The 21,470-nt window shown below is 71.5% G+C and carries 19 protein-coding genes; 9 read left to right on the top strand and 10 right to left on the bottom strand.

The features are described 5' to 3' along the window. Window positions 1-145 precede the first annotated feature (145 nt). Complete coding sequence (locus tag IZR01_RS20735) at window positions 146-514, top strand: CBS domain-containing protein (RefSeq protein WP_194924787.1); 369 nt, start codon at window positions 146-148, stop codon at window positions 512-514. A gap of 80 nt (window positions 515-594) precedes the next feature. Further along, complete coding sequence (locus tag IZR01_RS20730; RefSeq protein WP_228555139.1) at window positions 595-1,362, top strand: DedA family protein; 768 nt, start codon at window positions 595-597, stop codon at window positions 1,360-1,362. Here IZR01_RS20730 and IZR01_RS20725 read toward each other — a convergent pair. Beyond that, the gene (locus IZR01_RS20725; RefSeq protein WP_228559901.1) at window positions 1,320-2,216 is read right to left on the bottom strand and encodes a DMT family transporter; all 897 of its coding nucleotides are present in this window, start codon (window positions 2,214-2,216) and stop codon (window positions 1,320-1,322) included. The two genes, IZR01_RS20730 and IZR01_RS20725, sit on opposite strands and share 43 nt — an antisense overlap. Window positions 2,217-2,608: 392 nt before the next feature. On the opposite strand from IZR01_RS20725, the gene IZR01_RS20720 reads away from it, so the two are divergent. Further along, a complete protein-coding gene (locus tag IZR01_RS20720; RefSeq protein WP_194924786.1) occupies window positions 2,609-3,412 on the top strand; it encodes a maleylpyruvate isomerase family mycothiol-dependent enzyme in 804 nt (267 codons plus the stop codon). 176 nt (window positions 3,413-3,588) lie between these two features. Then, entirely contained in the window at window positions 3,589-5,268 is a 1,680-nt protein-coding gene (locus IZR01_RS20715) for a DUF885 domain-containing protein (protein WP_194924785.1), read from the top strand. Window positions 5,269-5,391: 123 nt separating this feature from the next. On the opposite strand, the gene IZR01_RS20710 is transcribed toward IZR01_RS20715, so the two are convergent. The 6 genes from IZR01_RS20710 to IZR01_RS20685 all read right to left on the bottom strand — a co-directional run bounded on the left by IZR01_RS20710 (window position 5,392) and on the right by IZR01_RS20685 (window position 10,927). Further along, complete coding sequence (locus tag IZR01_RS20710; protein ID WP_194924784.1) at window positions 5,392-6,777, bottom strand: PBP1A family penicillin-binding protein; 1,386 nt, start codon at window positions 6,775-6,777, stop codon at window positions 5,392-5,394. Next, complete coding sequence (locus tag IZR01_RS20705; RefSeq protein ID WP_228555141.1) at window positions 6,774-7,340, bottom strand: SigE family RNA polymerase sigma factor; 567 nt, start codon at window positions 7,338-7,340, stop codon at window positions 6,774-6,776. The genes IZR01_RS20710 and IZR01_RS20705 overlap by 4 nt, the downstream gene beginning before the upstream one ends. Before the next feature lie 102 nt (window positions 7,341-7,442). Continuing rightward, window positions 7,443-8,153 (bottom strand): peptidylprolyl isomerase, encoded by a 711-nt coding sequence (locus IZR01_RS20700; protein WP_194896351.1) that lies wholly within the window; start codon window positions 8,151-8,153, stop codon window positions 7,443-7,445. Between the two features lie 91 nt (window positions 8,154-8,244). Beyond that, a complete protein-coding gene (locus IZR01_RS20695) occupies window positions 8,245-8,988 on the bottom strand; it encodes a glucose 1-dehydrogenase (protein WP_194896352.1) in 744 nt (247 codons plus the stop codon). Window positions 8,989-9,180: 192 nt separating this feature from the next. Beyond that, complete coding sequence (locus tag IZR01_RS20690; protein WP_194896353.1) at window positions 9,181-10,086, bottom strand: SDR family oxidoreductase; 906 nt, start codon at window positions 10,084-10,086, stop codon at window positions 9,181-9,183. A gap of 70 nt (window positions 10,087-10,156) precedes the next feature. After that, on the bottom strand, window positions 10,157-10,927 hold the full coding sequence (locus IZR01_RS20685; protein WP_194924783.1) for an SDR family oxidoreductase: 771 nt from the start codon (window positions 10,925-10,927) through the stop codon (window positions 10,157-10,159). Between the two features lie 73 nt (window positions 10,928-11,000). Between IZR01_RS20685 and IZR01_RS20680 the strand changes: the two genes are divergently transcribed. Next, on the top strand, window positions 11,001-14,630 hold the full coding sequence (locus tag IZR01_RS20680) for a BTAD domain-containing putative transcriptional regulator (RefSeq protein WP_194924782.1): 3,630 nt from the start codon (window positions 11,001-11,003) through the stop codon (window positions 14,628-14,630). Here IZR01_RS20680 and IZR01_RS20675 read toward each other — a convergent pair. The 3 genes from IZR01_RS20675 to IZR01_RS20665 all read right to left on the bottom strand — a co-directional run bounded on the left by IZR01_RS20675 (window position 14,612) and on the right by IZR01_RS20665 (window position 17,899). Further along, window positions 14,612-15,421 (bottom strand): ABC transporter permease, encoded by an 810-nt coding sequence (locus tag IZR01_RS20675; protein WP_194895043.1) that lies wholly within the window; start codon window positions 15,419-15,421, stop codon window positions 14,612-14,614. The two genes, IZR01_RS20680 and IZR01_RS20675, sit on opposite strands and share 19 nt — an antisense overlap. Before the next feature lie 112 nt (window positions 15,422-15,533). After that, complete coding sequence (locus tag IZR01_RS20670; RefSeq protein WP_228559897.1) at window positions 15,534-16,586, bottom strand: ATP-binding cassette domain-containing protein; 1,053 nt, start codon at window positions 16,584-16,586, stop codon at window positions 15,534-15,536. Between the two features lie 182 nt (window positions 16,587-16,768). Then, entirely contained in the window at window positions 16,769-17,899 is a 1,131-nt protein-coding gene (locus IZR01_RS20665; RefSeq protein WP_194924781.1) for a hypothetical protein, read from the bottom strand. A 181-nt stretch (window positions 17,900-18,080) separates the two neighbouring features. Here IZR01_RS20665 and IZR01_RS20660 point away from each other — a divergent pair, with 181 nt between their 5' ends. From IZR01_RS20660 to IZR01_RS20645, 4 genes are read left to right on the top strand one after another with little or no spacing between them, the layout of a single operon-like run. Further along, entirely contained in the window at window positions 18,081-18,836 is a 756-nt protein-coding gene (locus IZR01_RS20660; RefSeq protein WP_194924780.1) for an enoyl-CoA hydratase family protein, read from the top strand. Window positions 18,837-18,838: 2 nt separating this feature from the next. Further along, entirely contained in the window at window positions 18,839-19,624 is a 786-nt protein-coding gene (locus IZR01_RS20655) for a CoA transferase subunit A (RefSeq protein ID WP_194924779.1), read from the top strand. Next, window positions 19,621-20,391 carry a CoA-transferase subunit beta gene (locus tag IZR01_RS20650; protein WP_194895039.1) on the top strand — a complete coding sequence of 257 codons (771 nt, stop codon included), beginning with the start codon at window positions 19,621-19,623 and terminating at the stop codon, window positions 20,389-20,391. Before IZR01_RS20655 ends, IZR01_RS20650 begins: the two co-directional genes overlap by 4 nt. Window positions 20,392-20,398: 7 nt before the next feature. Beyond that, complete coding sequence (locus tag IZR01_RS20645; RefSeq protein WP_194924778.1) at window positions 20,399-21,469, top strand: NAD(P)H-dependent flavin oxidoreductase; 1,071 nt, start codon at window positions 20,399-20,401, stop codon at window positions 21,467-21,469. Window position 21,470: the final 1 nt, after the last annotated feature.

The following is a 21,470-nucleotide window of genomic DNA, read 5'->3' as shown; positions in this document are numbered from 1 at the left end:
TGTCCAGGATCAAACGGCCGAAACGCTGCACGACATCGATAGAGTCCTCCAAATCGCGGTTGTCCCGCGTCAGCCGGTCCAGATCCGGGCAGATCAGCCCGTCCAGCCGCTCCCCACCCGGCGCCACGACCACGTCCGCGAAGCCATGTCCACCGAGATCCTCATGATCGGCCCGCGCCACACCCTGCGGCAGGCCGCCCTGCGGATGACCCAGCGCGGCGTCGGCAGCGCCGTGGTGCACAACCCCGAGACCGCGGGGATCGGGATCATCACCGAGCGGGACATCCTGCACGCGCTCGGCGCCGGGCTGGACGCCGACACCGAGGCCGTGGAGGCGCACCTGACCTCCGACGTCGTCTTCGCCACCCCGCGCTGGACCCTGGACCAGGCCGCCGAGGCGATGACCCGGGGCGGCTTCCGGCACCTGATCGTGGTGGACGGCGACGAGGTGGTCGGCATGATCTCGGTCCGGGACATCGTCAAGGCGTGGACCCGGGTGCCGTCGCCGGCTTGAGAGGTCATCCTCAGGGATGACCCCGACCGGCGACCTTCGCACGTCCCGCCCGATAATCCGAGCGCCTAAGCTTGACCGCTATGGGAGCCCTACTGACCTGGATCGCGGACACGCTGCAGAAGATGCCCGGCCCGGCCGCGCTGGTGTTGGTCTTCCTGCTGCCCGCCCTGGAGGCCTCGATCTTCCTGGGCTTCCTGATCCCCGGCGAGATCGCCGTGGTGATCGGCGGCTTCCTGGCCTTCAGCGGAAAGGTCAACCTGGGCGTGGCGCTGGCCGCGGCGATCCTGGGCGCGGTGATCGGCGACAGCGTCGGCTACGAGGTCGGTAAGAAGTGGGGCGACAGCCTGCTGACCAGGCTGCCGGCCCGGTTCGTCAAGCCCGAGCACATCGAGCAGGGCAAGCTGCTGATCAACCGGCTCGGCGGCAAGGCGGTGTTCACCGGCCGGTTCGCGGCGGCGCTGCGGGCGCTGGTGCCGGGGCTGTGCGGGGTGTCGCGGATCCCATACCGGAAGTTCCTGTTCTGGAACGCGCTCGGCGGCATCGTCTGGGCCACCGGATTCACTCTTCTGGGCTATGCCGCGGGCAATGCCTGGCACAAGGTCGAGCACTACGCCTCGGTGGTCAGCTACGTGCTGCTGGGCCTGATCGTGCTGGCCGGCGTGGCGCTGTTCGTGCTCAAGAAGCGCAAGGGCTCGGCGCGGCCCGCCGAGTCGGTGGAAGTCACGTCAGTGGCGGCCGAGTCCGTGGAAGTCGAGTCCGTGGAAGTCGAGTCGGTGCTGGGCGCCCCGCCGGAGCGGGTCGGCCTTCACTTGGTCGCCGACGACTCGGAGACCGCCTCCACGTCCTGACCGTCCCCGGGGCCCGACGGATGCGGCTCGGCCTCCCCGAACCGCGACAACGCCACCGCGCCGCCGACCGCGCACAGGAACCCGGCCACGGCCACCGGCGCGAACCCGTGCCGGGTGTGGTCGTGGAACAGCGTGAAACCGAGCAGCGCCGGCAGCCCGGTCTCCCCGACCACCAGCGTCGCCGTGGCCATCGTCACCGAGCCGCGCTGGAGCGCCGTGGTGAAGAACAGGAACCCGGTGATCGAGGCGACCACCCCGGCGTAGGCCGCCGGGTCGGTCAGCAGCGCCACCGGATGCAGGTCCGGCAGGATCCGCACACAGATCGCGAACGCCCCGAACAGCGACCCGGCGAACGCCGCGAGCACCACCGGGTTCCCGCCGAGCTTCCAGATCGCGAAGAACGACCCGGCGATCAGGACCACGACCGCGACCAGCAGACCCCAGTGCACGTCCCGGCCCACGTGCACCGGGGACTCCGCGCCGGCCGAGATCCCGACCAGGATCAGGCCGAGCACCACGGTGCCGACCGCGATCCAGTCCTTGCGGCTCAGCTTGGCCTTCAGCAGCGGCACCGCGAGCAGCGCGGTGACCGCCAGCGAGCAGTTCATGATCGCCTGCACCGCGAACAGCGGCAGCTTCTCCAGCGCCACCAGGTCCGCGACCAGTCCCACGGTGTCCAGGCCGACGCCGGCCAGGAACGGCAGCTGGGACAGGGCCCTGATCAGCACCCGCGGGTCCACGCCGGCCCCGGCGGTGTCCTTGGTGCGCGCGGCGCCGATCGCCTGGAACACCGTCGCCGCCCCGTAGGCGAGCGCGCAGACGACCGCCGCAGCCAAGCCCCATGCCAGTCCCACGCGAGCGCCTCCCGATCGTCCGGAGCCCGCACCGTGGTCGGTGAGTCCCGGTTCCTTTGCCCGATTGTTACGCACCGGCGCTACCGGGCGGAAACCTTACGCGCCGGACGTCCCCTGACTCGCGCCGCAGTCGGACCTGCGGGGCAGGTGTGGGGGTGGTCCAGGCGGGGAAGGTGGTCGCCGAACCGCGCGGACGCAAGAGACGATGATCACACGTCCGGGGGTGGCGGCCCGCCGCGCGGTGGTCCAATGTTCCTCCTGGGCGCACCGACGTCCACGACCAATTCCATATCCGTTCACCACCGATGACTCGTCCCCTCACGCCGTCGTCCCGGCCGCGACTCCCGCCCGGGTACCGGCGGCGCCCGAGACCACCGATGGAAGGCAAGCCGATGATGAGCGAGACGGCCAACCCGCACCTCGTCCACACGGACCGACTCACCGCTGAGGCGGAGCGCGCGGCGGCGCTGCTCGACAGCCTCGGCACCGACGACTGGGGCCGGCCGGTCCCCTCCTGCCCCGGCTGGACCGTGCGCAAGGTCGCGCGGCACATCGGCACCGCGCACCGCTGGGCGGCCGCGATCGTGCGCTCGCCGGACGGCGAGGCGGTCAACCCGCGCAGCCTGGACCTGGGCTTCCCCGACTCCTACGGCGGCTACGGCGCCTGGATCCGCGAGGGCGCCGAGGACCTGGCGCGCGCCGTCCGCGACGCCGGTCCCGACAAGCCGGTGTGGTCCTGGGGCCCGGACAAGCACGCCCGGTTCTGGGCCCGGCGGATGCTGCACGAGACCGCCGTGCACCGCGCGGACATGGAGCTGGCACTGGGCCGCGCCCCGGAGTACGACCCGGCGGTGGCGGCCGACGGCATCGACGAGTTCCTGACCATCCTGCCCGCGGCCGGTGCGTTCGCCCCGAAGATCAGGACCCTGACCGGGGACGGCGAGACGGTGCACCTGCACGCCACCGACGGCGACCCGGCGGCGGCCGCCGAGGAGCGCGCCGAGTGGCTGATCACCCTGGAGCCGAACGGTTTCCGCTGGCGCCGCGCGCACGCCAAGGGCGCGGCGGCGGTGCGCGGGCCGGTCGGCGAGCTGTACCTGTTCGTCTGGGGCCGGCGCGCGCCGGGGGCCAGGCAGATCGAGGCGCTGGGCGACCACACGCTGTTGGACCACTGGGTGACGAACGCTTCGTTCTAGCGCCGGCAAAGTTCAAGCGCCGGCAACCGATTGCGTGGCACCGGCCCGGCCCCGGCCGGTGCCACGCCGGTGTCGCGCCGGTGTCGCGCCGTCGGTACCGATTCCGAGCCGAAGTCCAGGGTCAGTCAAGGGGGACGTGCACGCCGCCGACGCTCTTGGAGCGCTACGGTCGGCCCATGACGACTGAAGACTCCCAGAACCCGGTGGCGTCGGCGGTCGCCGAGGCGGTGGGCTGGTACCTGAACGCGTATCCGGTCTCGGCCACGGTGATGGGTTCCGGCGATCCGGACCACACGACCACCCTCGGCGACCACTCGGCCGAGGGTTTCGAACGCCGGGCCCGCGAGGCGGCCGAACAGCTGGCGAAGCTGGACGCGTTGGCCGGGGCCGACGGCGCTGGCGGGGCTGGCGGGGACGCGTCCGAGAGCGTCGGCGACTTCGAGGACGGCGTCGACCGCGACCTGGTCCGGGCCCAGCTGCGCAAGCACGGCATCATGGCCGAACGCCAGATGTGGCGCCGGGATCCGGCCGAATCCGTGTCCCCCACCCTGTACGGCCTCTACCTCCCGTTGCAGCAGAAGACCCGGCCCGAGGCACGCCTGGTCCAGGAGTCGCTGGCCAAGCTGAAGCAGGTGCCGGAGGCGCTGGCGGCCTGCCGCAGCAATCTGGATCCGGGCGTGGCGCCGAAGCTGTTGGTGGAGCGGGCGCTGGGCCAGGCGCGCACCGGCCGCCGGTTCCTGACCGAGTCGCTGCCGTCGATGGTCCAGGACCCGACGCTGCGGGCCGAACTGGCCGACGCCGCCGAGCCGGCCGCCGTCGCGTTCGACGAACTGGCGGCGTTCCTGGCCGACTTCGCAGAACGCTGCGAAGGTGACTGGCGGCTGGGCGAGGCGACGTACTCGCGGCTGCTGCAAGAGGTCGAGATGCTCGGCTACGACACCGCGGAGCTGCACCGGCGCGGCCAGGCGGCGTACGACGGGCTGAACGCGGAGATGCAGGAGCTGGCCGCGCGGATCCCCGGCGGGTCCCGGGACTGGCGGGCGACGATGGAAGCACTCTGCGAAGACATCTCCCCGAGTGAGGAGGCGATGCTCGCGGAGTACCGGGCCGAGACGGCGAGGGCCCGGCAGTTCACCGTGGACCACGACCTGGTGACGTTCGCGCAGGGCGAGGAATGCCTGGTGCAGCCGGGCCCGGAGTTCCTGCGCGCGGTGCTGTCGGTGGCCTCCTACAACCGGCCGCCGGCGCTGACGCCGTCCCGCACCGGGGTGTTCAACGTGCCGTTCACGCCGGCGGGCTCCTCGCCGGAGGCGGTCCTGGGCCGGCTGAAGACCAACGCCCGCGTGACGATGCCGACGATCGCCGTCCACGAGGCGTACCCGGGGCACCACTGGCACCTGTCGTGGGTGGCCGAGCAGGGGCGGCTGGTGCGCAGCACGTTCACCACGCCGTACTTCGTCGAGGGCTGGGGTCTGTACATCGAGACCGCCATGCGCGAGCAGGGCTACTTCGCCGACCCGCGGCACGAGCTGGGGCACCTGGACGCGCGCATCTTCCGCGCGGCGCGGATCGTGGTCGACACCGCGCTGCACACCGGGGAGATGAGCATCGAGGAGGCCGAGAAGTTCATGGCCTCGAAGGCGACGCTGACGCCGGAGACGGCCAAGGGAGAGGTCAACCGGTACTGCGCGTGGCCTACGCAGGCGGCGTCGTACCTGACGGGGTGCCTGGAGATCGAGGCGATCCGCGCGGAGTATCTGAAGCAGGGCAAGGGGACGCTGAAGCAGTTCCACGACACGATCGCCGGCTCCGGCGGGCTGCCCCTGGGGCTGGCCCGGCGGGTCGCGCTGCGCTGAGGCGGCAATAGGCGAAGAATAAGAACCCGGATCCGCCGGGCGGCGCTCAGGCCGCCCGGCGGATCCGTCGTTTATCGCAGTCGTTTATCGCAGTCGTTCACCGCAGTCGTTCACAGCAGTGGGTCAGTCGCGGGTCTTCAGCGCCCCCATCACCCGCGCCCAGATCGGCCCGGCGTACTCACTGCCGATGTCGACGCCGCCATGGTGATCGTCGCCCAGCGGCTTGAGAGTGCCGTTGGAGGTCTTCGAGGACACCCCCACCGAGGCCACGTAGTGCGAGTCGCCCCCCGTGAGCCAGGCCGCCTCCTCCGAGGTGGGGGCTCCGGCAGCGGCCCACAACCCGGAGCGGTCCCCGGCGAGGATGGAATCGACGCCGATGGTGGTGGGACCGTTGAGTAGTTGCGCGTGTAGGACGGCAGTGACCTGGTCCGCAGTACTCTGCGACAGGACGCGGGTGAAGGTGTCGGGCGGCATCCACACGTTCCGCCCGTTCTCGGCGAGCAGTTGCCCGACCATCCTGGGATCGTGCCGGACACCGCCGTCGTTGAAGGTCGCGTAGACGCTCGCCATCGTCAGGGGGCTCGCCGCCGGGACCCCCAGGACCAGCGACGGCACGGGAAAGAAGTCCGGGCTGCTCTTCGGCATCCCCATGCGCATGGCGAGTTGGTAGACCCCGGACGGCCCCATGTCGGCCGCGAGTTCCAGCTGCGCGAACGGCTCGTTGGCACCCGACTCGGCGGCCTGGGTCAGCGTGACGTCCGTGTCGTGGATCGTCGTGGTGGGTGATTCCGGCGGCCAATTGAACTGTTGGTTTCCCGACACGAAGGTCAGGGGGGTCTTCTCGCTCCCCGGGGGCCAGTACACCGGGTGCTTCTGAGCGTCCAGCGGCTCCTTGGAATCGGGGGTGTAGTGCCCGGTCTGGAACGCCGCCGCCAGCACGATCGGCTTCATGAGGTCGGCGACCTGCATCGGCGTGTCCCAGGTTCCGCCGAGCCCCAGCACCGCGCCGGTCCGCGCGTCGAGGACCGCGACGCCGCTGTCGCCGGGGGAGGCGTTCGCCGCGGCCTGGATGCCCGGGTCGAAGGTGGTCACCACGGTGAGCCCGCGCAGATCGCCGTGGTAGTTCGCCCGCAGCCAGGCCAGCGCGGCCTGCTGCAACGGCCCGGCCGGGATCTCGGTGTGGCCGTCGGCGTACAGGTACTTCGCGGGCCCGCCGGACGCCGGGATCTTCGATATCGGCGCCACCGCGGCCTGATGCCGCCCCGGCACCGTGGCCCACACCCCGATCCCGGCCGCCGCCACCGCGAACGCGACGCCCGCGCTGCCGAGCCGCAGCCGGCGCTTGCGGCGGGCCGCGGCGATCCGCTGACGCACCGACGCGTACGGCGCCGTCGCCATCCGCACCGTCTCGGAGCGTTCGGCGAACATGGCGCGGAACTCGTTCTCCAGGACTTCGTCGCCGGGGCCGCTCTCCGGTTTGTCGGCGCGCATCGGCTTATCAGCATTCATCGGAAACTCCCCTCGGCTTGCAGGTCGATGCGCAGCCGCGCCAGCCCGCGCGAGATCTGACTCTTCACGGTGCCGACCGCGCAGCCCATCGCCGTGGCCACCTCGGCCTCGGTCAGGTCCTCGAAATAGCGCAGCACGAAGGCGGTGCGCATGCGCGGCGACATCGCGCAGACCGCGCGCCACAGTTCGTCGCGGACCGCGTACGTGTTCTGATGATCGCCCGCCCCGGCCGCCGGCGCCGGCTCCGGCGGCTCGGCCACCACGTGCACGACCGCCTTGCGGCGCCGCCACGCCGAGATGTTGATGTTGACCATCACCCGGCGGACGTAGGCCTCGGGGGCCTCGTAGTCCTCGATCCGGGCCCAGTGCCGGTAGGTGCGCATGAGTGCGGTCTGCACCAGGTCCTCGGCCGCGCCGTGGTCGCCGGTCAGCAGGTATGCCGTGCGCAGCAGGCGGTGCCAGGAGCCTTCGACGAACTGGCGGAACGACTCCTCTTGCGCGGCCTTCACCGCCGCTCCCCCGCCTGGCATCCGCAATCGCCGTTCGGCGATCGTCCCTTCCATTCCCCGCCCCTCATCGGTCGGTGGCTAGTTCATCACTGGACACACCGGCCGACGGGGTTACGGGTTACATCGCCGCGCGTCACATCGCCGCGCGTTCGGAAGTCAGCTCGCGGTGACCGTGACCGACTTGAGCTCGACCGGGATGGTCGGGCGGCCGGTGCCGTCCTGGCCCGGGTCGCTGATGCCGCCGGAGGCGACGTGGGCCAGGACGCCCATGCCGTCGGTGATGGTGCCGAAGGGGGTGTAGGCCGGCTGGAGTTGGCTGTCGCCGAAGACCAGGAAGAACTGCGAGCCGTTGGTGTTCGGTCCGGCGTTGGCCATCGCCACGGTCCCGGCCGGGTACGTGGCGCCGGCCAGGTTCTCGTCCTGGAACTGGTAGCCCGGGCCGTTCTGGCCGTCGGTGGCCTTCGGGGTGGCGCCGGCCGTCGGGTCGCCGCACTGGAGCATCTCCAGGCCGGCCGAGGTGGACAGCCGGTGGCAGTAGCTGCCGTCGAAGAAGTGCTGCGCGGCCAGGAAGTTGAAGGAGTTCACCGCGTGCGGGGCCTTGGCGGCGTCCATGGCGATCGTGATGTCGCCCTGCGAGGTGTGCAGGACCATCGTGTACTTCTTGCCCGGGTCGATGGTCATCGCCGGTTCCTTGGACCAGCTCTTGGCCCCCGAAGCGGCGCTGGACGACGAACCGCCGGCGGCCGTCCCGCCGGACCCGCCGGCCGCGGACCCCTTCGAGCTGCCGGACGAGCTACAGCCCGCCAGCGCCAGCACGCCGACCGCAGCCAGCACCGCCCATCGACCGTGCCGCAGTGACACCCGCATCTTCGCCGCTCCGTTCGGATCATCCAGATCGTCCAGATCGTCCGGACTTCTTGGACGCTCCGACTGGCGAGGCTATCCCATGACAGTGGCGTCACATGGTGGTGAAACCGCCGTCTGCGACGAACTCGGCACCGGTGACGTACGAGGCCTCGTCGGAAGCCAGGAACAGCACCAAGGTGGCGACCTCCTCGGGCCGGCCCTGCCGCCGTAGCGGCTGGATCGCGGCGATCTGCTCGGTGCCGGTCCCGGTGGTCATCTCGGTCTCGATGAAGCCCGGGTGCACGGAGTTGACCCGGATCCGCTCCGGCCCGAGTTCCTGCGCCGCCGCCTTGGTCAGCCCGCGCACGGCCCACTTGCTGGCCACGTAGCCGGGGATGTTGGTGAAGGCGATGATGCCGCCGATCGAGGAGATGTTGACGATCGAGCCGCCGCCGGCCGCCCGCATCAGCGGGATCGCGGCCTTGATGCCGAGGAACACGCCGACCTCGTTGACGTCGATCACCTTGCGGAAGTCGGCCTCCGAGGTGTCCTCGATCGACGACTCCTTCACGATGCCGGCGTTGTTGACCAGCACGTTCACCGGCGCCCCGAACGCCGTGGCGGCCTGGGCGAGCACCGCCTGCCACCGGGCGAAGTCGGTGACGTCGAGCTCGGCGAACCGCACGTCCGGCCCCAGCTCGGCGGCCAGCTTCTCGCCCTCGGCCACCAGCACGTCGGTGACCAGCACCTTCGCCCCCTCGCCGGCCAGCGCGCGGACCTGCGCCGCGCCCAGTCCCCGCGCGCCGCCGGTGACGACCGCGACCTTGCCCGTGACCCGGCCCGTGACCCTGCCCATGGTTTGCTCCACTTCGTAGTATTTCTAATAGGCATACTACGCGCGGGCATGCGAAGGCGGGCATGCGAAGGCGGGCATGCGAAGGCGGGCATGCGAAGGCTCAGACCCGGCAGAAACTCAAACCGCCGGAGCTCGGCAAGCGGGCCCCAGACCGGCGAGCCCGGCCCGCCCAACCGCCGTAAACCGGTCCCCTCAGCCCCCGTAAACCGGCCCCGGCACCGGCGCCTCGTCGATCAGCGCCGCGACCACCGCGTCCAGCTCGGCCGGGTCCCAGCGCGCGCCCTTGTCCACGGTCGGCCCGTGCTGCCAGCCGTCGGCGACGCCGATGCGGCCGCCCTCGACCTCGAAGACCCGGCCGCTGACCGCCCGGGAGCGGTCCGAGCCGAGCCAGACCACCAGCGGCGAGACGTTCTCCGGCGCCATGGCGTCGAAGCCGTCCGGCGGCGCGGCCATCATCGTGCTGAACGGGCCCTCGGTCATCCGGGTGCGGGCGGCCGGGGCGATCGCGTTGACGGTGACGCCGTACCGTCCGAGTTCGGCGGCGGCCTGGATGGTCAGCGCGGCGATGCCGGCCTTGGCGGCCGCGTAGTTTCCCTGCCCGACCGAGCCGAGCAGGCCCGCGCCCGAGCTGGTGTTGATGACGCGCGCGTCGTTGAGGTTGCCGAGCTTGTACTGGTCGCGCCAGTGCGCGCCGGCGTGCCGCAGGGTCAGGAAGTGGCCCTTGAGGTGGACCCGGACGACGTCGTCCCAGTCCTGCTCGGAGAGGTTGACCAGCATCCGGTCGCGCAGGAACCCGGCGTTGTTGACCAGGACGTCGAGCTTGCCGAACGCCTCCAGCGCGGTCTGCACCAGGGCCGCGGCGCCGTCCCAGGTGGCGATGTCGTGGTGGTCCACGACCGCCTCGTAGCCGGCCTTCACGATGTCCCGGACGACCTCCCGCGCCGGGCCGTCGCTGCCGTCCCGGCCGTCGGGCCCGACGCCGAGGTCGTTGACCACGACCTTGGCGCCCTGCCTGGCGAACGCCAGGGCGTGCGCGCGGCCCAGACCGCGGCCGGCCCCGGTGACGACGGCCACGCGGCCTTCGCAGATCCCTGCCATGGCTGCCCACTCCTTCGTTGGTCCGGCTCTCATGCTGGAGGTAAAGACAAGCGCTACTTCCCGCTGATTCTCAGGGATGTTCGGCGTTGGCGGCGTCCAGGAACGCCGGGCGAGTGCCGCCGCCGTCCAGAAGTATGGCGCTGCCGTTGACGTAGGAGGCGAACGGCGATGCCAGCAGGGCACACAGATCGCCGACGTCGTCGGGCTCTGCCAGCCGGCCCAGGGCGATGGTCCGCGCGACGGCGGCGACGCCGTCCTCGTCGCCGTAGTGCAGGTGCGACTGCTCGGTGCGGACCGGCCCGACCGTGATGGCGTTGACCCGCACCTTCGGGGCCCACTCGACCGCGAGCGTGCGCGTCAGGTTCTCCAGCCCGGCCTTGGCGGCACCGTACGCGGCGGTGCCGGGGCTGGCCCGCCGAGCGCTCTGGCTGGAGATGTTGATGATGTGGCCGCCGCCGGTCTGCCGCTGCATGATCCGGTTCGCTTCCTGCGCGACCGCCAACGGGGCCAACAGGTTCAGGCCGACGATCGCCGCCGAGAAGCGCGGGCTCGCTTCGGCGGCCAGGGCGTAGGGTGCGCCGCCGGCGTTGTTGACGACCAGGTCCAGTCGGCCGTGGTCGGCGGCGATGCCGTCGATCAACTCCCGGACCTGCTCGGGGACGCGCACGTCAGCGGTCCGGTGCTCCGCGCCCGCGGGCAGCGGCGCTTCCGGGACGGTCCGTCCGCAGCTGACGACGGTCGCCCCGGCGGCCAGCAGCCGGGCCGTGACACCCCGGCCGACGCCCCGGGCGCCGCCGGTGACCAACGCGACGCTGCCGGTCAGGTCCAGGGAGAGGGGCACGGGGCGGAGCGTACCAAGCAAGTGTTAGGTTGGGAAGCGACCCCGGGCCCAGCGCGCGTGCCAGACTGGGACCGTGCCGCTGACCGTATCGATCCTGGGCCCGCTGGAGATCCGCGTGGACGGCGCGCCGGTGGCCGTGGGCGGCGCGCGTCTGCGCACCCTGATGTCCCGGCTCGCGCTGGACGCCGGGCGGGCCGTCACCGTCGCGGCGCTCGTCGACGCGCTGTGGGGCGACGAGCCGCCCGAGGGGGCCGCGAACGCGTTGCAGTCGTTGATCTCCCGGGTGCGCAAGGTGCTCGGGGACCCGGCGTTGCTCGCCGCGGCGCCGGGCGGGTACCGGCTGGCGATCGCGCCGGAGTCGGTGGACGCGGTGCGGTTCGAGTCGTTGTCGCGCTCGGGGCGCGAGGCGTTGCGGGCCGACGATCCCTCGGCGGCGCGGGCGACCCTGCGTGCGGCGTTGGCATTGTGGCGCGGTCCGGCGTTGGCGGACGTGGCCGACGCGGCGTTCGCGGTGGCGCCGGCCGCGCGGCTGGACGAGTTGCGGCTGGCCGCGTTGATCGACCGGCTGGACGCCGAGCTGCGGTTGGGACAGGCCGCCGAGGCGCTGGCCGAGCTCGAAGCGCTCAGCGCCGAGCACCCGCTGCGGGAGAACGTCGCCGCGCTCCATGTCAGAGCCCTGTATGCGGTGGGGCGGCAGGCCGACGCGCTGGCCGTCTACGAACAGGTCCGGCGGGCGCTGGCCGACCAGCTCGGCATCGACCCGTCGAAGGAGTTGGCCCAGGTCCATCTCGCGGTGCTGCGCAGCGATCCGGCGCTGGCCCCGCCGGCCGCCGACCACGCGCCGCGCACCAACCTCAAGACCCGGCTGACCAGTTTCGTCGGCCGGGAGGAGGAAGTCGCGCGGATCGGCAAGATGCTCGACGCCTCGCGGCTGGTGACGCTGGTCGGTCCGGGCGGGGCCGGCAAGACCCGGCTGGCCGCCGAGGCCGCGCAGCGGGTCCTGGAGCGCTTCCCGGACGGCGCGTGGCTCGCCGAGCTCGCCCCGGTCACCGATCCCGGCGAAGTGCCGCAGGCGGTGCTCTCGGCGCTCGGTCCCCGCGAGACGAAGCTGATGAGCGCCGGCGGTTCGCCCGCGGCCGCCGCCGCGATGCTGCGCAGCGCGATCGACCACCTGGTCGAGGCGCTGGCCGAGAAGCGGATCCTGCTGATCCTGGACAACTGCGAGCATCTGATCGGCGCCGCCGCCGATCTGGCCGAGACCCTGCTCGGCCGCGCGCCGGGGCTGCGGGTGCTGGCCACCAGCCGCGAACCGCTGACCATCGACGGCGAGAGCCTGTTCCCGGTGCCGCCGCTGGCGATGCCGGAGCAGGACTCCATCGATGGCCCGGCAACGGAAATTCGGCCTGTCTCGAACTCTCCAGTGGACTCCGCGCCGCGCGCTAGCGCCGGCACTAGCTCCGGCTCCGGCACCGGCACCGGCACCGGCACTAGCTCCGGCTCTGGCACCGGCGGCAGCGGCAGCGGCAGCGGCAGCGGCAGCGCCCAACGACCCACCCCGGTCACCCGTCCCGTGCCGCGCACCGACCCGCGCATCAGCTCGCACACCGATCCCACGCCGAGCGTCGCCCCGCACACCGCCCCGCACAGCCCGCACACCAGCCCGCACCCTGGCCCGCCCACCCGCTCGCGCACCGGCTCGCGCGGCGCCCCATATGCCAACCCGCTCACCGACCCGACGCCACTCACCGTCGCCGACACCCTCCTGACCTACCCCGCGGTCCGGCTCTTCGCCGACCGCGCGGCCGCCGTCGTCCCCGACTTCGCCGTCGACACCGACACGCTCCCGGACGTCGTCCGCGTCTGCCGCAGCCTGGACGGCCTGCCGCTGGCCATCGAACTGGCCGCGGCCCGGCTGCGCACCCTGCCGCTGCACCAGATCGCCAACCGGCTCGGCGACCGCTTCCGGCTGCTCACCGGCGGCAGTCGCACCGCGATGCCCCGGCACCAGACGCTGCGCGCCGTCGTGGAGTGGAGTTGGGAACTGCTGTCCGACGACGAGCGCGATCTGGCCGAGCGACTGGCCGTCTTCCCCGGCGGGGTGACCGCCGAGGCCGCGGCCGCGGTGACCCCGGGTCTGGATCCTGATACCGCCTTCGACCTGCTCTCAGCGCTCATCGACAAGTCGCTGCTCCACGCCGTGCCGACCGAGCCCGGTCAGGACCCGCGCTTCCGCATGCTGGAAACACTGCGCGAGTACGGCGCCGACCGGCTCAGCGGGGCCGGCCGGCTGGCCGACGTCCGGCGGGCGCACGCCGCGTTCTTCCTGCGCCTGACCGAGACCGCCGAACCGCATCTGCGGCGCGCCACCCAGATGGAATGGCTCATGCGGCTGAACGCCGAACGCGACAACATCCTGGCCGCGCTGCGCTTCGCGGCCGCCGACGAGGACGCCGACACCGCGATCCGCCTCGCCGCCGCGATGTCCTGGTACTGGACGCTCGGCGACCAGACCCAGGAGGGCCGGGCCTGGATGCAGGTGGCGCTGGCCGTACCGGGGCCCTCGCCGAGGCAGGCGCACGCGATCGTCGCCATCTTCGAGCGGGTCACGGCCGTGTTCGAGGACTATCTGTGGGACGAGATCCCGCGGCTGACCCAGGACATCTCCGACCTGATCGCCGAGCTGGGCTCCTCCGAGCATCCGCTGCTGGCCCTGGTCTCGGTCATCGTGCCGATGCTCAACGACGACCGGGAGCGGTTGCAGGCCATGGTCGACAAGCACGGTGACCACCCGGACCCGTGGGTCGGCGCCATGGTCTACCTGATGCGCGGCATGTCCGCGGAGAACGCCGGGGTCCGCGCGCCGGTGCGCGCGGACTTGGAGCGGGCCCGGAAGACCTTCGAAGAGCTCGGCGAGCGCTGGGGCCTGTCGGCCGCCCTCAACGGCCTGGCGCAGCTGGCGATCACCGACGGCGACGACCAGACCGCCCTGGGGTTGCAGAGCCGGTCGCTGGAGCTGATCCGGGAGATAAACGCCTTCACCAGCGCCAGCCAGATCCAGATCGGCCGGGCCCAGCTGCTCGCCCGGCTCGGCCAGAACGACGCCGCCCGCGAACTGCTGGAGGAGGTACTGGCCGACGCACAGCGCTCGGGATCGGCGATGAGCTGCTTCGTGGCGCTGCTGGGCCTGGCCGAGTTCCACCGGAACAACGGAGAACGCGAACAGGCCTGGGTTTATCTGCGGATGGCCCAGGTCGAGTTCGTCGAGGACTGGAAGGGCCCGCCGCAACTGCTGGCGTTCCGTGAGGCCACTGCCGCGATGCTGCACCTGGACGACGGCGAAGCCGAGCCGGCGCGGGCGGCCCTGGGCCGCGCCTACAGCTACGGCCTCATCACGCGCGACATGCCCATCCAAGCCCGGATGACGGTGTGCACGGCCCGCTACGCGGACGCCACCGGCCAGACCGAGCTCGCCATCCGGCTCCTCGGCGCCGCCGAGGAGATGCTCGGCGCCGCCGACCAGAGCGACACCGAACGGCTGGCGCTGGCGGCACGGCTTCATGAGCGTCCTGACTACGAGTCCTGTTACGCGGTCGGGAAGAACGCGGCGCGCGACGAGAACAAGATCCTCGTCGCGCGCGTCCTGGGTCTTCCGGACGCTGTCCTGACCGACCCCGAGGTCATGCGTCAGACCTTGCGGCCGTAGGCCCGCAGCGCCAGCGGCATGAACACGGCGGTCAGGCCGATGATCCAGACGAACGTCCACAGCATGTGGTCGGCGACCGGCCCGCCCAGGAACAGCCCGCGCGAGACGCCGGCCAGGTGGGTGATCGGGTTGACCTTGACGAAGCCCTGCAACCAGCCGGGCAGCGTCCCGGTCTGCACGAAGGTGTTGCTGCCGAAGCTCAGCGGCAGGACCACCAGGATCATGATCCCCTGCACCGCGCCGGGGGTGCGGGCCACCATCCCGAGGAACACCGACACCCAGCTCATCGCCAGCGCGAAGGCCACCGCGATGAGCAGCGCCGCCCCGGCCTCCAACGGGTTGGTGTGGATCCGGAAGCCCATGGCGTAGCCGACGGTCAGGGTGATGACGGCGACCAGCGCGTAGCGGACGAAGTCCGCGAGCACCGCACCGACCAGCGGTGCCGACCTGGCGATCGGCAGGGACCGGAAGCGGTCGAAGACACCCTTGGAGATGTCGGTGTTCATGTTCACGCCGATGGCCGTGGCGCTCATCGCGATGGTCTGCGCCAGGATGCCGGGCAACAGGTACTGCAAGTAAGTCTTCTGCGATCCGGCGATCGCGCCGCCGAAGACGTAGGTGAACAGCAGCAGGAAGATCACCGGCTGGAGGGTGACGTCCAGCAGCGCTTCGGGGGTGCGCATGGTCTTGAGCAGGCTGCGCTTGGCCAGGGCGGCGCTGTGCCGGATGACTTTGAACGGCTTGGTGCTGACGGTCGTGGCGCCTACCGGATCGGCGGTGATGGCGGTCATGATGGGTCCCCTCGGAGAAGTCTGTCTGGGTTCTGATTCAGTGGCGCGGCGCGGTGTGGTGTGGTCGCCGGGCGGCTATCAGGGCTGTCGGGTGTGGCTCGCCCGGTCGCGGTCAGACCGCGACCGGGGTGGACGACTCGGTGTCAGCACGCTCACCCGGGGTCTGGTCGGCCGGGGTCTTGTCACCCGGGGTCCTGTCACCCGGAGTCTGGGCGGCCGGCCGGTCGTCCCCGGCCCGGCGACCGACCAGCGAGAAGAACACCTCGTCCAGGCTCGGCAGGTGCAGCGAGAGCTCGGTCACGCCGATCCCGGCCGCGGACAGCCGGGCCACGGCCTCGGTCAGCGCGGCGTCGTCCTTCACCGGCACCGACACCACGCCGGTGCGCGGCGACTCGGCCTTGTTCCCGGACACCTGCTGGAGCAGCGCCGCGGCCTCGGCCAGGCGCGCCGGGTCCAGCGGCTGCACGGTCAGCCGCTGGCCGCCGACGACGCGCTTGAGGCCCAGCGGGGTGTCGTGGGCGATCACCTGGCCGCGGTCGATCACCGTCACCTCGTCGGCCAGCGCGTCGGCCTCCTCCAGGTACTGCGTGGTGAGCATGACCGTGGAGCCCTCGGCGACCAGCCGCCGGACCACGCCCCACATGTCCTCGCGCTTGGCCGGGTCCAGGCCGGTGGTGGGCTCGTCCAGGAAGATCACCGCGGGCCGGCCGACCAGCGAGGCGGCCAGGTCCAGGCGCCGGCGCATGCCGCCGGAGTAGGTCTTGGCCGAGCGCTTGGCGGCCTCGGTGAGGTCGAACCACTCCAGCAGTTCGGCGGCGCGGGCCCGGGCGTCGCGCTTGGACAGGTCCAGCAGACGGCCGATCAGCTCCAGGTTCTCCGTACCGGTCAGGTCCTCGTCGACCGAGGCGTACTGGCCGGTCAGGCCGATCGTGGCGCGGACCTTCTCGGCCTGCTTGGCCACGTCGTAGCCGCCGATCCGGGCCCAGCCGGCGTCGGCCTTGGTCAACGTGGCCAGGATCCGGACGCTGGTGGTCTTGCCGGCGCCGTTCGGGCCGAGGACCGCGTGCACGGTGCCCGGGGCGGCGTACAGGTCCACGCCCTTGAGCGCCTTCGTCTCGCCGAAGGACTTCTGCAGGCCCTCGGCCTCGATCGCGTAGGAGGTCATCGCCCCGTCCCCTCTGGGTAGTCGTCATCTTGGTACGACTACGAGGATGCAGGGCACCGCTGATAGGTCGCGCACACGGCGCTGACAGCGGCTGACAGCCGCTGACGCAGAGGCCGTCAGCGGCTGTCAGTTCGAGCTCAGGCGCAGGTCGGAGCGTTGATCAGGGTGATCTGGGAAGGCGATCAGGTCGCGGCGACGATCCGCGCGGCCAGCGCGTTCAGCTGCATATCGCCCTCGTTCAGGCCGTCGAAGGCCGCCGCCGTGGCGTCCGGGTTGCCGCTGGCGCCCTGCAGCGACTCGGTCGCGGCGGTGGCGAAGGCGCTGATGGCGGAGGACCACGCCTGGGAGCCGACCGCGTCCGGCATCGGCGGCAGGCCTCCGATGTGCGGGACGGTCGAGCACAGGGTGTTCGCCGCACTGGCCACCGCGGCGACGTGCCCGAGGCTGAGCGCGGTTTGCAGGGTGGCGGCGTCGGAGCGCAGGATCTGCACGCTCGGAGTGGCGCGCACGGCCCAGTCGCCGATGGTGGCCGTGGTGCCGGTGGCGGTGGTCACCGGGATCGTGGTGGCCGTCGCGGTCCGGCACACGGCGATCGCGCTGCTGACGGCGGCGGCCCCGGCGTTCCCGGAAGAGCCGGGACTGACGCCCTGCGGCAGGTCGACCGGCTGCGCCGCGCCGTCGTTCTGGGCGTTGATGCCACCGACGTAGGCACCGTCGTGCTTCACCGCGGCGGTCCACGGCGCGGCACCGAAACCGTTGCTGGAGCGGTTGCTGAGGATGCGGTAGACGTAGACGACGCCGCCGCCCAGCAACAGGATGCCGATCAAGGTACTGGCCAGCAGGCGCTTGCTGGAGTAGTTGCGCGTCGGATCGGGCTGGTACCCGGGGTGCGGCGCCGCGCTCCAGGACTGCTCGGACCCCGACCGCGGGGCCTGCTCGCCGACGGCGGCATAGCGCGGGGCGCCTTCGCCGGGGTCGTGGAACTCGCGGCGGGGAGTCGTTTGGCTCGCCCCGGCAGCCGTAGCACCAACAGCACCAGCACCAGCACCAGCACCAGCGGGAGTGTTGACGCTGGCGGCTCCGGCCGCGGCTCCGCCAGCAGCCTCGCGCGCACCTTCTTCCGCACCCTGCTGCGCCCCGGTACCAGGCTGACTGGTCGCGCCCGCCTCGTCAGCGGCACTCATCCCGGATCCCGTTCCCGGTTCCCGGCGCGCGGCCTGTGCCTGTGTCTCCGCCTCGGCCTGCGCCCGCCGCCGCGCCGCCTCGGCGGGATCCTCGTTCGGCTGGTTGCGCCGCTGGTCGTCCTGGGACATCGTGCGCGCTCCGATCGGTCGCGGTCCTGTTCCCTACGAGGGCCACTGTTTCCCTACAAGGGCCACTGTCCGTCACACGCGCGTTTCCCGCCGCTCTGGTCACCCCTCCGAGCGACCGCTAGGATCCCAAGCAAATGCTAGGTTGCTCGACTGCCCTCTTCCTCGGACCCGGGAGGCCGCCTTGGCCGTCACCAGCACCAGCGAGCCCGGCACGGCGCGCGGCGTCGTCACCGTCACCGTCGACCAGCCCCCGGTGAACGCGCTGCCGGTGGCCGGCTGGTTCGCGCTCGCCGACGCCGTGCGGACGGCCGGTCAGGACCCTGACACCCGTGTGGTCATCCTGCGCGCCGAGGGCCGCGGTTTCAATGCCGGCGTGGATATCAAGGAGATGCAGAACACCCCCGGCTTCGACGCGCTGCTCGGCGCCAACGCCGGCTGCGCGGCCGCGTTCGCCGCCGTCTACGACTGCCCGGTGCCGGTGATCGCCGAGGTCGCGGGGTTCTGTGTCGGCGGCGGGATCGGCTTGGTGGGCAACGCCGACAGCATCATCGCTGCCGACGACGCGTATTTCGGCCTGCCGGAAGTGGACCGCGGCGCCCTCGGTGCCGCGACGCATCTGGGCCGGCTCGTTCCCCAGCACTACTTGCGGACCATGTACTACACGGCCCGCACGGTCTCCGCGCAGCGCCTGCTGGAGTTCGGCTCGGTCTGGGACGTCGTCCCCCGCGAGAAGCTGCACGAGCGCGCCCTGGAACTCGCCGCCGAGATCGCCGCCAAGCACCCGGCGGTGATCCGGGCCGCCAAGGCCGCGCTGAACGGCATCGACCCGGTCGACGTCAAGCGCTCCTACCGCTACGAGCAGGGCTTCACCTTCGAGATCAACCTGGCGGGAGTCGCCGACGAGGAACGGGACAAGTTCGTGGAAGGCGGGGCGTGAGCATGCACGACAAAGGGATGACCGTCGACGAGGTGGTCGCCGAGCTGCGCGACGGCATGACGGTGGGCATCGGCGGCTGGGGCTCGCGGCGCAAACCGATGGCCCTGGTGACCGCGATCGCCAAATCCAGCCTGAAGGACCTGACCGTCGTGTCGTACGGCGGACCGGACGTCGGGATGCTGTGCGCGACCGGGAAGGTGCGCAAAGCGGTGTACGGGTTCGTCTCCCTGGACTCGATCCCCTTGGACCCGCACTTCCGCAGGGCCCGCCAGAACGGCGAGATCGAGGTGTCGGAGTTCGACGAAGGCTCCTTGCAGTGGGGCCTGTACGCCGCCGCGCTGCGCCTGCCGTTCCTGCCGACCCGGGCCGGGCTCGGCACGGACGTCATGCGGAACAACCCCGGCCTGCGGACCGTCGACTCGCCGTACGACGACGGCGAGAAGCTGCTGGCCATGCCCGCGATCCACCTGGACGCCGCGCTGGTCCACATGAACCGGGCCGACATCTTCGGCAACGCCCAGTATCTGGGCCCTGACATCTACTTCGACGACCTGTACTGCCTGGCGGCCGAGAAGCGCTACGTCTCGTGCGAGCGGATCGTCGACACCGCCGAGCTGGCCGCCGCCGGTCCGCCGCAGTCGTTGAAGATCAACCGGATGATGGTGGACGGCGTCATCGAGGCCCCGGGCGGCGCCGGCTTCACCAGCTGCGTACCGGACTACGGCCGCGATGAGGTGGCGCAGAAGGCATACGCGGCCGGCGAGATCTTCGTGGAGGCAAGCCGATGAGCGACGTGACCCGCGACGTGACCCGCGCCGAAATCTGCGTGGCGGCCTGCGCCGAAGCCTGGCGCGGCGACGGCGAGATCATCGCCTCGCCGATGGGCCTGATCCCGGCGCTCGGCGCCCGGCTGGCCAAGATGACCTTCGCCCTGGGCCTCATGCTCTCCGACGGAGACGCGGACTACCTGACCGACCCCACGGGCACTGCTTCCCTCGTCGAGGCGCACATCCCCTACCGCCAGCTGTTCGACTTCGTCTGGCACGGCTCGCGCCACGTGATGATGGGCGCCAGCCAGCTGGACAAGTTCGGCAACCAGAACATCTCCGCCATCGGCACCGACTTCGCCCGGCCCAAGGCACAGCTGATCGGCGTGCGCGGCGCGCCGGGCAACACCGTCAACCACCCGACGAGCTACTGGATCGCCAACCACTCCCCCAAGGTGTTCGTGGAGAAGGTGGACGTCGTCTCAGGGCTCGGATACGACCGGGCCCGGGGCGTGGGACACGCGGCGCGGTTCCACGAACTGCGCCGCGTGGTGACGAACCTGGCCGTCTTCGACTTCCAGACCAAGGACAACCGGATGCGGATCCGCTCGGTCCATCCCGGCGTCTCGGTCGACGACGTGGTCGAGGCGACCGGCTTCGTCCTGGTCGGCACCGACAATCCGGAGACCACCCCGGAGCCGGACGACGTGGCTCTGTGGCTGATCCGCGAGGTCCTGGATCCGGAGAACACCCGCGAGCGCGAAGTCCCGTCCGCCAAAAGGGGCTGAGCGAGGCATGTTGGAGCAGCGGATCCGCACACGCTGGACCGAGCTCGTCGGCGTCCGGCACCCGATCGTGCAGACCGGCATGGGCTGGGTCGCCGGCCCGCACCTGGTGACGGCGACGGCCCGGGCCGGAGCGCTGGGGATCCTGGCCTCGGCGACGATGTCCTACGAGGAACTGGCGACGGCGATCCGCGAGGTGAAGGAGCGTACTGATGCTCCTTTCGGGGTGAATCTGAGGGCTGACGCCGCCGACGCCGCCGAACGCGTGGACCTGCTGATCAAAGAAGGCGTGCGCGTCGCGTCCTTCGCCCTGGCCCCGAGACAAGAACTGATCGCGAAGCTCAAAGACGCCGGAACGGTCGTGGTCCCGTCGATCGGCGCGAAGCGGCACGCCGAGAAGGTCGCGGCCTGGGGCGTGGACGCGGTCATCGTGCAGGGCGGCGAAGGCGGCGGGCACACCGGCGGCGTCGCCACCAGCCTGCTGCTGCCGCAGATCACCGCGGCCGTGGACATCCCGGTGGTGGCGGCCGGCGGCTTCTTCGACGGACGCGGACTGGCCGCGGCGCTGGCATTCGGCGCCGAGGGCGTGGCGATGGGAACGCGGTTCCTGCTGACGTCCGACTCCCGCGTCCCCGAAGCCGTGAAGGCGTTGTATCTGGCCAAGGACGTCAACGGGACCGTCGCGACGCCGAAGATCGACGGTGTGCCGCACCGCGTGCTCCGCACCGGCCTGGTGGAGCGGATCGAGGACTCGGGACGCGTCAGCTCGCTCGTGCGCTCGGCCCGCAACGGCCTGGCGTTCAAGAAGATGACCGGGATGTCGTTGCGGGCGATGGTCAAGGACGGCCTGGCCATGCGCAAGCACCACGGCCTGCGGCTCGGCCAGGTGGTGATGGCCGCGAACACCCCGATGCTGCTGAAGGCCGGGCTGGTCCAGGGGAACCCGGCGGCCGGCGTACTGTCCGCCGGCCAGGTCGTGGGACTGATCGAGGACCTGCCGAGCTGCGAGGAACTGGTGGACCGGATCATCGCCGAGGCGGTCGCGACAATGGTCAAGACGTCCGCGACGGTAGTGGGCTAAC

The organism is Catenulispora pinisilvae (genome assembly GCF_015356865.1).
Classification (GTDB): Bacteria; Actinomycetota; Actinomycetes; order Streptomycetales; family Catenulisporaceae; genus Catenulispora; species Catenulispora pinisilvae.
Note: the sequence above shows the minus strand (reverse complement) of the source record. Positions and strands in the feature narration are given on the sequence as shown.